The organism is Pseudolactococcus plantarum, from assembly GCF_002441715.1.
Classification (GTDB): Bacteria; Bacillota; Bacilli; order Lactobacillales; family Streptococcaceae; genus Pseudolactococcus; species Pseudolactococcus plantarum.
In genome coordinates this window covers 103,772-117,832 of record NZ_JXJX01000005.1, presented here as the reverse complement: position 1 = coordinate 117,832, position 14,061 = coordinate 103,772, and the positions used below count along the sequence as shown (strand labels likewise).

12 protein-coding genes are annotated in these 14,061 nt (G+C 36.5%); 5 read left to right on the top strand and 7 right to left on the bottom strand.

Features of this window, described 5'->3' with window-relative positions; genetic code table 11:
• The first annotated feature begins 311 nt into the window (after window positions 1-311).
• A complete protein-coding gene (pyrG, locus tag RU87_RS04225) occupies window positions 312-1,919 on the top strand; it encodes a CTP synthase (protein ID WP_197456615.1) in 1,608 nt (535 codons plus the stop codon).
• Window positions 1,920-1,997: 78 nt separating this feature from the next.
• On the opposite strand, the gene RU87_RS04220 is transcribed toward pyrG, so the two are convergent.
• Window positions 1,998-2,189, bottom strand: a complete 192-nt coding sequence (locus tag RU87_RS04220) for a YjzD family protein (protein ID WP_068161249.1) — start codon at window positions 2,187-2,189, stop codon at window positions 1,998-2,000.
• Window positions 2,190-2,404: 215 nt separating this feature from the next.
• Here RU87_RS04220 and RU87_RS04215 point away from each other — a divergent pair, with 215 nt between their 5' ends.
• On the top strand, window positions 2,405-5,530 hold the full coding sequence (locus RU87_RS04215; protein ID WP_068161252.1) for a DNA polymerase III subunit alpha: 3,126 nt from the start codon (window positions 2,405-2,407) through the stop codon (window positions 5,528-5,530).
• A 125-nt stretch (window positions 5,531-5,655) separates the two neighbouring features.
• On the opposite strand, the gene celB is transcribed toward RU87_RS04215, so the two are convergent.
• The 6 genes from celB to trhA all read right to left on the bottom strand — a co-directional run bounded on the left by celB (window position 5,656) and on the right by trhA (window position 11,390).
• On the bottom strand, window positions 5,656-6,996 hold the full coding sequence (celB, locus tag RU87_RS04210) for a PTS cellobiose transporter subunit IIC (RefSeq protein WP_068161254.1): 1,341 nt from the start codon (window positions 6,994-6,996) through the stop codon (window positions 5,656-5,658).
• Between the two features lie 133 nt (window positions 6,997-7,129).
• The gene (locus RU87_RS04205; protein WP_068161263.1) at window positions 7,130-7,615 is read right to left on the bottom strand and encodes a hypothetical protein; all 486 of its coding nucleotides are present in this window, start codon (window positions 7,613-7,615) and stop codon (window positions 7,130-7,132) included.
• A gap of 25 nt (window positions 7,616-7,640) precedes the next feature.
• Complete coding sequence (locus tag RU87_RS04200) at window positions 7,641-7,961, bottom strand: PTS cellobiose transporter subunit IIA (RefSeq protein ID WP_068161265.1); 321 nt, start codon at window positions 7,959-7,961, stop codon at window positions 7,641-7,643.
• 25 nt (window positions 7,962-7,986) lie between these two features.
• Complete coding sequence (locus RU87_RS04195) at window positions 7,987-9,963, bottom strand: BglG family transcription antiterminator (RefSeq protein ID WP_068161268.1); 1,977 nt, start codon at window positions 9,961-9,963, stop codon at window positions 7,987-7,989.
• 39 nt (window positions 9,964-10,002) lie between these two features.
• The gene (locus RU87_RS04190; RefSeq protein WP_068161270.1) at window positions 10,003-10,323 is read right to left on the bottom strand and encodes a PTS cellobiose transporter subunit IIB; all 321 of its coding nucleotides are present in this window, start codon (window positions 10,321-10,323) and stop codon (window positions 10,003-10,005) included.
• Between the two features lie 425 nt (window positions 10,324-10,748).
• A complete protein-coding gene (gene trhA / locus RU87_RS04185) occupies window positions 10,749-11,390 on the bottom strand; it encodes a PAQR family membrane homeostasis protein TrhA (protein WP_068161273.1) in 642 nt (213 codons plus the stop codon).
• A gap of 228 nt (window positions 11,391-11,618) precedes the next feature.
• Here trhA and RU87_RS04180 point away from each other — a divergent pair, with 228 nt between their 5' ends.
• The 3 genes from RU87_RS04180 to RU87_RS04170 all read left to right on the top strand — a co-directional run bounded on the left by RU87_RS04180 (window position 11,619) and on the right by RU87_RS04170 (window position 13,974).
• A complete protein-coding gene (locus RU87_RS04180) occupies window positions 11,619-12,452 on the top strand; it encodes a DegV family protein (protein ID WP_068161293.1) in 834 nt (277 codons plus the stop codon).
• A 96-nt stretch (window positions 12,453-12,548) separates the two neighbouring features.
• Complete coding sequence (locus tag RU87_RS04175) at window positions 12,549-13,412, top strand: SGNH/GDSL hydrolase family protein (protein WP_068161296.1); 864 nt, start codon at window positions 12,549-12,551, stop codon at window positions 13,410-13,412.
• The gene (locus tag RU87_RS04170; protein WP_068161298.1) at window positions 13,402-13,974 is read left to right on the top strand and encodes a YpmS family protein; all 573 of its coding nucleotides are present in this window, start codon (window positions 13,402-13,404) and stop codon (window positions 13,972-13,974) included. Before RU87_RS04175 ends, RU87_RS04170 begins: the two co-directional genes overlap by 11 nt.
• Window positions 13,975-14,061 lie beyond the last annotated feature (87 nt).

Genomic DNA, 14,061 nt, shown 5'->3' with positions numbered 1-14,061 from the left:
CAATATCAGCAAAAATTTGCTATAATAATTATCGGGCACCGTGAGTAGCGGTCAGACAGGAGCTCCCATTTTGGGGAGCTTTTTATATTTATCTGTAATAAACTGTTTGAAAAACAAGTAAGTGCACAACTGCTAATCATTGGAAAAAGACGTGTATTAGCTTTTGAGGCTTGTGTTTAGATAGCAGGATAGATAACTCCCGTTTGTTAACAATCGAGTTGCAGTTTAGTTGATTAACACAGATACATGATCTTGTGTATGATGAATTTGTGTTAAATGAACTACTTCAAAATTTTAATCAAGGAGAGATGATGACAAAATATATTTTCGTAACAGGTGGTGTGGTTTCAGGAATTGGTAAAGGAATCGTTGCATCAAGTCTTGGGCGTTTACTTAAAAACAGAGGGTTAAAAGTAACGATTCAAAAATTTGACCCCTATATTAATATCGACCCAGGGACAATGAGTCCTTATCAACATGGTGAGGTTTATGTGACTGATGATGGCGCTGAAACTGACCTTGATTTAGGTCACTATGAGCGTTTTATGGATGTGAATCTTAATAAATATTCTAACGTAACAACTGGTAAAATTTATTCAGAGGTTTTGCGTAAGGAACGTAAAGGTGAATATTTAGGTGCGACAGTTCAGGTCATTCCACATATTACAGATGCACTGAAAGAAAAAATTAAACGTGCAGCAGCAACGACTGATTCAGATGTTATCATTACTGAAGTTGGTGGGACGGTTGGTGATATCGAGTCATTACCATTTCTTGAAGCACTTCGCCAAATGAAATCAGATGTTGGCTCAAGTAACGTATTTTATATCCATACGACACTATTACCTTACTTGAAAGCATCTGCTGAGATGAAAACAAAACCAACGCAACATTCGGTAAAAGAATTACGTGGCTTAGGTATCCAACCTAACATGATCGTTATCCGTACGGAGACACCAGCAGAACAAGGCATAAAAAATAAAATTGCGCAATTCACTGATGTAGCACCAGAAGCAGTGATTGAGTCACTTGATGTAGAACATTTATATCAAATTCCTTTAAACTTACAAGCGCAAAATATGGATCAAATCATCTTAGATCACTTGAAGCTTGATTTACCTAAAGCTGATATGACTGAGTGGCGTGACATGGTTGATCATGTGATGAACCTTAAGAAGACGACTAAGATTACATTAGTTGGTAAATATATCGAGTTGCCAGATGCTTATATCTCTGTAGTTGAAGCCTTAAAACATGCAGGGTATTCGGCTGACACTGATATTGATTTAAACTGGGTCCAATCTAACGATATTACGCCTGAAAATGCTGCGGAACTTTTAGGGGATGCAGATGGTATTATTGTTCCTGGTGGATTTGGTCCACGTGGTACAGAAGGTAAGATTGCAGCAATTCAATATGCGCGTGAACATGATGTGCCAATGTTTGGTATTTGTCTTGGTATGCAGTTAACATGTGTCGAGTTTGGTCGTAATGTGTTAGGACTTGAAGGTGCAAACTCTAGTGAGTTAAATCCTGATACAAAATATCCAATTATTGATTTGATGCGTGATCAAATTGATGTTGAGGATATGGGTGGAACGTTGCGTTTAGGACTTTATCCTGCAAAATTAAAAGCACATTCTGTGACTGCAGCAGCTTATGATAACCAAGAAGTGATTCAACGTCGTCATCGTCATCGTTATGAGTTTAATAATGCCTATCGTGAACAATTTGAAAAAGCTGGTTTTGTTTTCTCTGGTGTTTCGCCAGATAATCGCTTAGTTGAGATTGTTGAAATTCCTGAAAATAAATTCTTTGTTGCATGTCAATATCATCCAGAATTGTCAAGTCGTCCAAATCGTTCAGAAGGACTTTATAAAGCATTTATCGAAGCAGCTGTAGAAAATGCAGCTAACTAATAGACAAAAAACATCAGAAGTTAACTTCTGATGTTTTTTTAGGTCTTATGTGATAGCTAAAAAAATAAACCCTAAGGTTTATTTCGCTTTGTAAGGCTCAGAATCTGGTAAGATACCCACTTTATCTAAAACAAAAATAAAGATAACGAAGGCCACGGCAATAATTGCTGATAAACTAGGATTCATGGCAGTGTCATTCAGTTTAGAGATGATAAATCCCGCAACTTCACTTAGAATTAGTGACCAGAATAGGACAACTAAAAATTTCATAAACTCATCTTCTTTCTACAAATGAAATACCTAAAGTACATTGTCTCTCTTTTAGATATCTCTTAGTCTGTTTCTTCTCACAAAATAAAGTATAATAGAAATAAAGCAAATTTGCAAGAATTATATAAGCTTGAACAGGTAAGCCATAGGATACATTTCGGTGAATCAGTAATGTTGTATGACCGCTTATCGTTGAGCAACTGAAAGGAGTTTTGATGTACGCACAACTGAATACAAAAACTGTTTTTAGTTTTATGTCGTCTACGGTAAAATTAAAGGACTATCTAACGACTGCCAAGAGTCTAGGTTATCAAACCTTAGGGATTTCAGATGTTGATAATCTACACGGTGCACATCAATTTATTACCTTAGCCAAAGCATTAGACATACAACCAGTTGTCTCATTCGAGGCTACTTTTGTGATTGATAGCGTGCCGATACAGCTAACTTTTATTGCTAAAACGCCTAAAGGATTAAGCAACTTATATAGGATTTCCAGCAATAAAAACTTTGGTCACCATCATTTTTCAGATATTGCCAGTCATTTAGCAGATGTCGCCATCGTGGTCCCTTCAGAGTATGCAGTTGAGAGTGTTTTAAGTGCATTACCAGATATAGATGTTTTTGTAGGGTTGTTAAAGCCGAGCGACCAACAGTTTTTGCGTCCTAGTATTCCGTTTGTTGTCGTCAAATATTTAGCGCAAGAAGATGCCTATACACTGACAATTTTACAACACATTAAAAATGGGACAAAACTAGATGAAAGTCTTACTGTCACACATACAGAACACTTACGACCTGAGGAAGAAATTAGTAAAGTATTTGGTGCAGCTAGTCTAGCAACTCTGGATAAGTTGGTCTCAGAAATTGACTATGATGATGGTAAATCTGACGTGCTGGCGCTACCCGTTTTTAACAAAGAAGAGGTATCATCACATACATTACGCAAGATTGCTGAATCGTTTCTGACTGCTCAGGGAAAATGGACAGATATCTATCAAAAAAGACTCACACATGAGTTGTCAACAATCCATGAGATGGGATTTGATGATTATTTTCTGATTGTTTCCGATGTTATTCGATATGCACGTAGTGAAAATATCTATACGGGAATGGGACGAGGATCAGCTTTAGGATCATTAGTTGCTTATGCACTACAAATCACAGGTGTTGATCCGGTAGCAAACGACTTGCTATTTGAAAGATTTTTAAATCCTGAACGTGCCAGTTTACCCGATATTGATATCGACATGCCTGATACGAAGCGCGCTGAGATTTTATCCTATGTGAAAAATAAATATGGCAGTAGTCATGTCGCACAAATCATGACCTTTTCTACATTTGGGATGAAACAGAGTTTTCGCGATGTCGCAAAAGTATTTGGCATGACAGAAGTTGAAGTCTCACATGTCTCTAGCATGATTGGTCGATCAGACAACTTAGCTCAAGAATACGAAAAAAATAATCGTTTTCGAGCTGAGATTATGAACGATACGCGACTACAATCAATTTTTAACTATGCACAAAAAATAGAAGGCATCCCGCGTCAAAAATCTGTACATGCTTCAGGTGTTGTACTAGCAGCAAAAGATTTAACAAACTATTTGCCATTAGCACCTGGTGAAACACTGCCTATCACACAGTTTGAAGCACATGATGTTGAAGCGATTGGCTTAATTAAATTCGATTTTTTGAGTATTAAAAATTTAACATATATCAATGACATGCGTGATTTGGTTAACAAACGCTACGATAAGCAAATTGATGTCAGTCAAATCAACTTAGATGATGAACAGACCTTAGCGTTATTTAGAGAAGGTCGTACTTTAGGGATTTTTCAGTTTGAAAATCCACAAATGATGAATTTCTTGAGACAACTAAAGCCAACAGAGTTTGCTGATGTTGTTGCAGCAACGTCTATATTTCGACCAGGACCATCTGCGTTTATACCAGAGTTTATCAAGCGCCGTCACGGTGAGGAGGTTGTCGTTTATCCAGATGATAGTATCACCTCTATTTTAAAGCCAACCTATGGTATCATGATTTTCCAAGAGCAGATTATGCAAGTGGCACAGGTTTTTGCAGGCTTTTCTCTAGGTCGTGCCGATTTACTTAGACGTGCCATATCTAAGAAAAAGGGCAATGAATTTGAACAGTTAAAAACCGCTTTTATCTCAGGTAGCTTAGCCAATGGTCATACAAAAGAAAAGGCAGTTGAAATCTATGAGTTAATCGAAAGATTTGCCAATTATGGCTTTAATCGATCACATGCTTTTGGCTACGGTGCGTTAGCAGTTCAGATGGCCTATTTTAAAGCGCATTACCCAGATGTATTTTACGAGGTGATGCTAAAAGATAGTAAGCGCATCACATTATTAACAGACGCAAAGCAGAGTGGCTTTCACCTATCGCCCATCTCAATTAATCGACTGCCTTACTATGATAAATTATCAGAGACGCAGATTTTTCTTGGCATGCGCGCGATAAAAGGCTTATCGCGTGACTTAGCCATTTGGATTTTAGACAACCGGCCTGTTACAAGTCTACAAGACTTTATTCAAAAGATACCAACAAATTTCCAAAAAGTTGCCGTCATTCAACCACTTATTTTAATCGGTGCATTTGATGAATTTGATACGAATCGTCGAAAGTTGGTCGAAAACTTACCTAAGCTGATTGAGTTTAGTTCTGTTTTTCAAACAGATTTATTTAATGACTCAGCTTCAGGGTTAACTTTTTCATATACAGCATATGATGACTATAGTCATGCAGAAAAGTATCAGTTTGAATTTGAGTTGATGGGTATTGCGATAACCGAACATCCTTTGATGCGCATTGCTCAAAAAAGACAAGGTAATTTTACGGAAATTAGGCAACTCCTTGTGGGTCAAAAAGCAACTGTGTTAGTTCAAGTGACGCAACTTAAAACACATAAAACAAAAACAGGTGCTACTATGGCTTTTCTGAGTGTTTCAGATACTGTATCTGATTTAGATGTGACGTTGTTTCCTGAGGTTTATCATCACGTGTTACCTGAGTTATCCCTCAATGGGTTTTACTTAATTACTGGTAAGGTCTCTGAACGTAATGATCGTATTCAACTTGTTGCAGATGGACTTGTCCCTGTTGAAGAAACTGACAAAAAGCTGTGGTTAGCGATTCCTGATACGACTAAAAATGTCAAGATTTCTCAGATTTTAAAAGAGTTTCCTGGCAATTTGCCTGTTGTTTTATATAATGAAACAAGCAAAACAACGCAATTAACGACTACTTTTGTTGATGAATCAGAGTTGTTATTGAAACGATTGACTGGGTATGTGACAAAAGCTGTGATCAGATAGTCAGTAAAAAAAAGAAGTCCACTTCTTACTAGTGATAAGTAAACTCATCGTAACCTAAGCCTAGCGCATTATCATATAGAAAACTCAAGTACAGATGTACTTGAGTTTTTTTGATGGATGATAATTTAGTTAGCAAGTGTTGCCTGTTCTTCTTTAAATAGTTTTGCATCATAAAATCTGACAAACGGATAGTAGATAGTAAAAGCAACAAAGAAAGTAAGGAAAGCTAAAATTACTGCACGAAAATCACCTGCTGTACCAATGAAAGCGCCTAGACCGATTGGACTTGGCCATGGTACTTGTGCAATGATTGGATTTACAAACTCTAACTTAATGGCCCAATAAGCAATAGATGCGGTAGTAATTGGTGCTAAGAAGAACGGTATTGCCATGTAAGGGTTATATACAATAGGAATACCAAAAATTAAAGGTTCATTAATGTTAAATATACTTGGCACAATAGATGCTTTGCCGAGTATTTTAAGTTGCTCAGACTTTGCCAAAAAAACAAGATAAAGACAGAGACCTAATGTTGCACCTGATCCGCCCATAATGACAAAAGAGTTTGCAAATTCTCCAGCAAACGGAATACGTCCTCCTGCAATGTTGACATCTAAATTTGCTAATGTGATAGGGCCGATGAAAGCACCAATGATATTTGCACCGTGTATACCGACCACCCATAGCGCATTAATGAAGAAATAAATGACACAGACACCAAGCCAAGAATTTGTTAGATTAGCTACGAAACCAAAGGGAATTGCAACCATTTTAAATATATCAGTGCCTAAAGCAACAAGCATACCATTGATAATCAAAGTTGCAAAGGTAATGACAAATGCAGGAATTAAGGCTGTAAACGCACGACTAACAACAGGTGGCACAGCATCTGGCATTTTCACGACAAGGTTTTTTTTGACACAAAGAATATAAAGATTAACTGCGAGTGCGCCCATGATGATAGCTGTGAAGATACCAGATGTACCTAAACGATCAAGACTTGATCCGCCGATCCGCCAACCACCAACAACATTTTCTGTTTTTGTAAGGCTTTGAACAAGTACAAATTTACCATTTTCATGAACTAATTCTGGAATAGACATGAAAAAAGCAGCAACTGATAGTAATGCACCGTTTAAAGGATTGACCGCCATACCTTCTTCTTCAAAGATTTTTGTATATTCATAACCGATAACAATAGAGAAGTACAAAGATAAAATACCCATTGTACACTTGTTAGCAAGCATATATAGATCACTAAATTTAAAGAATGTGGCATTAAATAAGGTTTCAAGGCCAGGGAAAGTCAAAGGTAAAATATTAAAGACTAGAAACATAGAACCAACAATAGTAAATGGTATGCTGGCAAGTCCAGCGCCCATGATGGCACGAACGATACGAAATGATGCTAATTTGCCCATTGGACCCATTAGATATTTTTCTAAGATAGCAAATCCTTTATTCATGTTTTCCTCTTTTCTAAGAGGTGACTTGAAACTCAAACTGTCCAATCATGTCGCTGAGGTGTCTAAAGTCACGAAGCTATGATTATATTATTTGAAACAACTCACCTCAATGTGATTGATATTATAGTGATTGCTAATAGTGTTGTATCCGTTTAAACTGTTTATCCTCACGACGTGATATTTTCTTTAATCTGATTAGCATGCCTAAACAAATGCCTATTAAACATAGACTGCTGATGACAATCATCAGTCTACTTGTGAAGATCGCAGTTAAAAATGGAAAGGAAAGACTAAATAATGGTGTCACACACGTGATACATGCCCCAAGCAGTATAATTGTTTGTAAGATCAAGAACCGTTTTGTCAAGGTGACATGGCTAGTTGGTGTACTGTAGAGTTTAATTTGCTCCCATATAGCAGGAAGCTGTGCCAAAATAAGTATTAATGGTATGACAAATAAAGATGATCGATTCATGAAATAGAAAAGGCTAGCATATAGATTGATGAAAAATAGAAAGGAACAAACATAACGAATCAGTAGAAAGCGATTATACCTCATGATTTTTAGGGTGTTTTGCTGTTGTTCAGTTGTGAGTGGTTGTGTTGCTGGTTGGCTCATGACTACCTCCTTTACTCTTGCTGGCTTAACTGGTACGTTGATACAATAATTTCATACGTTCAGCTACTTCTTTTAACGTCATGGTCGTCATCAAGTGATCTTGTGCATGCACCATAATGATTTCTATAATAATTTCTTCACCTTTCGCATAATTTTGTAATAAAGTCGTTTGCACATGATGAGCGAGTATTAACTCATCGTGTGCTGCTAATAATTTCTGATCAGCAGCAGTAAACTCATTTTTTTCCATTAAGTCGTAAGCTTCGTGGATACGTGTGCGGGCGTTGCCGCTGTGTAAGATGAGTTCAAAAGCAGTAACTTGGAGTGTTTCTTTGGTTTGATCCATGAGTACCTCTATTTCTAATATTGAGCTATATGAGTGATAAGAACAAGTCTATAAAGTCATTAAAGTTGTCTACTTTTAGTAATCTTGATTGAACATCCGGTAACTCAAGTAGTGCAACGATTGCTTTAGTTGCAATTGTTAGATGAGGATTCTCTAGTTTTGATGGTGATAATAAGAACACAAAATGAATTGTGTCAGTATCCCACTTAATACCTTGTTCTGAAATGGCAACAGCTATTTTTGCCGTCGTTCCTTGTGGGATAACCGGATGTGGGACGACGATACTGTCGCTAAACATGATAGAACTTAGTTGTTCTCGGGATTTAAGCTGTTCGGACATTTTTGTTAGATAATTATTATCTTCTTGTTGTGCTAGTTTCTGTAGTAATGACTCTATTACTCTCGACTTTTGAGTTTCTGATGTTTTTAAAAAGAAATCAGCTGAGAATAACTGTTGACAAATCTGACGCTTTTGACTAAGTGTCAGTGTTGAGACTGCTTCATATTTAAAGTGGTGTGTTGGCGGTCTCAAGGTATTAATGATGTCAGCTACTCTTTTGGTATCATCGTTATCCAAAAAGATACTAACATGAACAGTTGGAACGGTAAAGACGAGATGCTGTAAATCAATTGACGAGATGATGACATCTACATCTTGTAACATAGCTTGATTTAAGTCAAAGTAACCATGGAGCCCTACGATACGTAGTAAGTTACCAAATGTTTTTTCGATACGTGTTTTTAAAAGCTGTGCACTACCGATGCCCGTTGCACAGACCACAAGGACACGTATTGGTTGCTTATCTTTTGCTTTTTCAATTGCTACCATAAAATGCAATGTTAAATATGCCCACTCATCCTCAGAAATTGGCTGATTTGATAAATGCGGCATCTTACTTAGGATATCTTTCGTGAGTTGAAATATTGGAGCGAAATTAGTTTTAACTTTATCTAGTAGTGGATTAACCAGTACCATGCCATTTCTAATACGTAATTGCATGGCAGTGATATGAGCGATAAGTGCACTGATCAACTCGGTATCCTCTAAAAAATGATAAGAGGCGTACTGCTGAGAAGTTATTAGACAGTTTCTAATCTCTGCCTCTAGTATCAGTGGTGCTATTTCTTGAGTAGGAGTAGGAGTAGGTGAGTTAGAAACCAGATGCAAGGCTAAAAATGCCACTTCTTGGCGAGGAAACTTAATGTTTTGTAGTGCTTCTACGCGCGTGATGATCCCTTGCGCGACTTGATAAGCAAGTGCTGTTTCAGATACGTGTCCTATTTCATTGCTTGATAAGCTAATTGCTTTTTGAAGCCGATTAATACTTAACGCTAAATGCAACACCAAGTTTTGAATGACAAAATCCTGGATCTTAAGCTGTGCTTGGCGACATTCCTCAATAATAATCAAAGTAATGGCTTCTAGTTGGATGCCTGAGAAGAATTGTGTATCACCAAGATATTCTTGGATACATGCGACATAATGTTGTCCAAAGAAGTAAGCCATAATAAACCGTCGTTTATCACGCTCTGACCCACTAATATAGACGCCTTTTCTAGCTCGTGATTGGATGGTCAGCTGGTAAGGTAATAGCCGTTCTTTTAGTTTGCGAAATACCTTAGATAAGGTTGAACGACTAATAAATAATTCAGACATCAAGGTGTCAAATAAAACAGATGAATCATTTAGCGGTAAGCGTGTTAATAAATAATTTTCACGATTTTCTATTACAGTCTTAGGTGATGCTAACTTGTTTGAGGTGATCTGTGTTTGAAAATAGTGTTCAAATTTATCAGCTTGAGAAACCTCTAGTTTAAACCCTATACCACGTTTAGCGATGATCTCAGCCCCATATATACTTAATACTTTGTTAACCTGTTGGATATAAGTGCGCACAGTTCTTTCTGACATGCCTATTGCATTAGCGATCTCAGAAGCGGTTAAGAAATATGCTTTGTTTTGATAGAGGGTTTGAAGTAACTTGATTTCTTTTTTAAGCATATCGTGATTTCTCCCCAAAAAGTTGTCCTACATTAGCCATCAGTTAGGGAGGTTATCTGTAATGAGTTTAGCCAATTTTTCAATACCTGAAGGAATTGGGATATAAGCTTGGAAAGGAATTTCAACAACTGGTTTTCCTACTCGTGCGCCTGCTTCTGCAAACTGTTTAAAATACATCTTGGTTTGTGGGCTAATAATAAAGAGGTCAAAATCACGTGTCTCAATCGCTTTGGTACCTTCTGTAGCCGTAGTGGCATCAACAACAATATCAATGACTTTTTGTTTGAAATAGTCTGTTGTTTTTTGGGCCATCACTGAAGATGACATGCCTGCTGCGCAGATAATAAGTATTTTTTTCATGATGTTGTTACCTTTCTTTCTTGCATACCATCATCTGTAGTCTTATATGATGGTATAGGGATAGCAATAAAATCTCTCGATCTTTGTGGTGTTGCTAAAAAACAGATGCCAGCTTAGTTGTTTGACTTGATCTGATATTGTCATAGTACTATAAATCACTAGTTACAACCATTCCTATTTTTTCCGTTATTAAACGGCAAAAATAGAGCTCATTTAGTTGTTAATAGTTACTAATTAATAACTTATCATTTGGCGATTAAATGGCATTTTTAGCTTGTCTTTAAACGTATAACGATAGGGCTGAATGATCAGCAGTTTGTGCTTATAATTTTAAAAAAGCCAAGTTTGAGCATAAAAAAATGCTCTCAAGATTTTGAGAACATGTTAAGTGAGTTATGAGTTGTTATCAGATGCGCTAAGACAACTTAGATATAAAGATAGACTGAGAACCACATCAATACAGCTGCTGCCATGACAAATAAGTGCCAGATGACGTGAGCATAAGGAAATGTTAATGAGTAAAAATAAGCACCACAAGTATAAAGGACACCACCAACAAATAATAACCAGACACCAGGGTGAGGAAGTGCATCCCAAAGTGGTTTTAAGGCAAAGACAATTAGCCAGCCCATGATAACATATAAAATCGTAGATAGTTTTGGTACACTATCCCATTTTGGTAAGAAAATAGATTTCAAGACAACACCTGTAAACGCACATGCCCAAACAATCCCAAAAAGTGTCCACCCTAGCCAACCATTTAGTGTGATGAGGCAGTATGGTGTATAAGTACCGGCGATTAGGAGGTAGATGGACGAGTGATCAAATACCTGAAATACCTGATTTGCCCGCGTAAAGATGAGACTATGAAATAATGTTGAGAATAAAAAGAGTAAAACTAAAGTTGTGCCATAAATCGCATAACTGACGACTTGTATAGCTGAATGATTAGCAGCACCTTTTAAAACAAGTAAAATGAGACCAGCAATTGCAAGCCCACAACCGATGCCGTGTGTCAAAGCATTGAATATTTCATTGGTGATGATATAAGCCTTAGATTTTTTCAAAAAGATACCTAGTTTCTAATTGTATAATACGGTTTAGCTTAGCTAAACGATCTTGATATTGCATGTACATGATGGAAATTTCATCAAATTTTGATATAATAAGTTAAGTGAGGTTCTTAAACAACATCTAGTTTTGAAAACCACTTCATCTAAAGTATAACATATTTTTGGGATCACTGATAAGTTTATTTACTTTTTTTGTGATTGCTAACAGGAAAGAGTTTGAAAATGACGATTAAAATTGTAACGGATTCAACAATTACAGTTGCCCCAGAGCTTATTGAGAAATATGATATTACAATTGTACCACTCGCTATTTTAATAGATGGTGTCCTATATCAGGATACCGATTTATCAGTTGAAGCATTTATGGAAAAAATGAAAGCAAGTAAAGCTTTGCCTAAGACGTCACAGCCGCCTGTAGGTGTTTTTTCAGAAGTATATGACAAATTAGCTGAGGACGGGAGTGAGATTATCAGTATTCATCTGACTAAGGCTTTATCTGGAACAGTTGAAGCTGCACGTCAAGGGGCAATGTTATCTCATGCCGATGTGACAGTACTTGATAGTGATTTTATTGATCAAGGCTTGACGTTTCAAGTTATTGAAGCTGCCAAACTAGCTGCTAATGGCGCAACAAAAGAAGAAATCATAGCAGCAGTTACCAAAACGAAAGAACAGACTGAACTTTATATCGGTATCTCGAACCTTGATAATTTGGTAAAAGGTGGTCGTGTCAACCGTGTAACAGGTGTTTTAAGTGGGTTATTAAATATTAAAATCGTAATGGAATTTGTCGATACCACTTTACAGCCGATGCTAAAAGGGCGAGGGAATAAGACATTCCAAAAATGGTTAGATAGTTTTGAAACAAGAATTTCGGGTAGAAAAGTGAAACAAATCGGGATTTCTCATGCTGAAAATCTAGCTTTTGCAATGCACATGAAAAATCAGTTACAACCTTTGGTTGACCAAGAGATTCCAGTATTAGATACGAATTCTACTGTAGCGACACATACTGGGCCAGGTGCTTGGGCCTTGATGATTGAATTCGAAAAATAATTTATTTTAAGTTAACTGTTATTGATAAAATAGCAGGTAGGACTGTGATCATATATTAATTATGATGTCTACGTGTTAGACAATAAAAGGAATAGGATGAGACACAATAAATATAAAGGGTTATTAATTCGTTGGATGCTTGAAGTTGTCGTCTTTGTGATGGCAATTTTTGTCATTTTTTTCACTGTTAATTATTTTTGGCTCAGACCAGTCAACTCAGAGATGACAAATAAGTACGAAAAATTACGATTGGCACATCAAAGAATCAATTATGTTGCGATTGGTGATTCCCTAACACAAGGTGTGGGGGACAAGACCTCACAGGGAGGATTTGTACCTTTGTTTGCACATGAGCTTGATGATACGTATGATGTGAGCGTTGTCTATCAAAATTTTGGTGTAGCCGGAAATACCTCAAAACAAATATACAATCAAATCACCAAACAAACAAAAATTCAATCAGCGCTTAAAAAAGCTGATGTGATCACGTTGACAGTAGGTGGTAATGATGTGATGAAAGTCATTCGGACTAACCTCACAAATTTATCAGAAAGCTCTTTTGAAAAACCAGCTCTAGAGTATCAAAAACAACTCAGTGATTTATTTACGTATATTCGTCAACAAAATAAAGATGCACAGGTTTTTGTACTTGGTATTTATAATCCTTTTTATCTTAACTTTCCAAATATTGTAGAGATGCAAACCATTACGGATAAGTGGAATGAAGCCAGTCAAGCCATTGTTAATCAGCAAGTTAATATGTATTTTGTGCCAATTAACGACTTGATATACAAAGGCATAAACGGTGATCAAGGTGTGAGTGAAAGTAATCAGGAAACAAAAACGATTACAAATGATGCTTTATTTGATGAAGATCATTTTCATCCAAATAATATTGGTTATAAAATTATGAGCGATGCAGTCGCTAGAGCATATAAGGAGCATAGAAATGAAAAATAAATACTGGAAGTATGGGTGCTTATTGCTATTAGCGGTTAATATTGCTGTAGTAGGTGTCATCGGTTATAGAATTACCCGTCATAGAGATCAACAGCTATTAGACAAAGTCAGTGTGATCAAGGGTGTTAATAAAGTAGCTGATCTATCGACAAATACCGAGCAACTAAATACAGTCATGAATAAGTATCTCAATGAGTTTCAAGGTAATCAAATGACCTATAAGTTTTATTTATCTGATAAGGCAGTACTTGAAGGATCTTATAAATTATTTGGTACTAAAATCCCACTGTATCTTTATTTTGAACCTTATGCACTAAATGATGGCTCAATTAACCTACAAGTGACAAGTATTTCGATAGGGACACTTAGCTTACCTGCTAAAACAGCATTGAGCTATATCAAAGGTGCTTATAAACTACCGCCTTTTGTTAATATAAATGCCAATAAACAAGAGGTATTGATTGATTTACCACAAATAGCGATAGGTAAAGATACCTTTCTTCAAGCAGGTAAACTAGACATCAAATCAGATCAGTTTGTCTTTCATGTGATGCAAAAGTAAGTAAAAACACTATTTTTTGATAAATTAAAGATAAAAGTGCTCTAAATCGCGTTTTTACTTGCTTTAATAGGAGTTAGTTGCTATAAT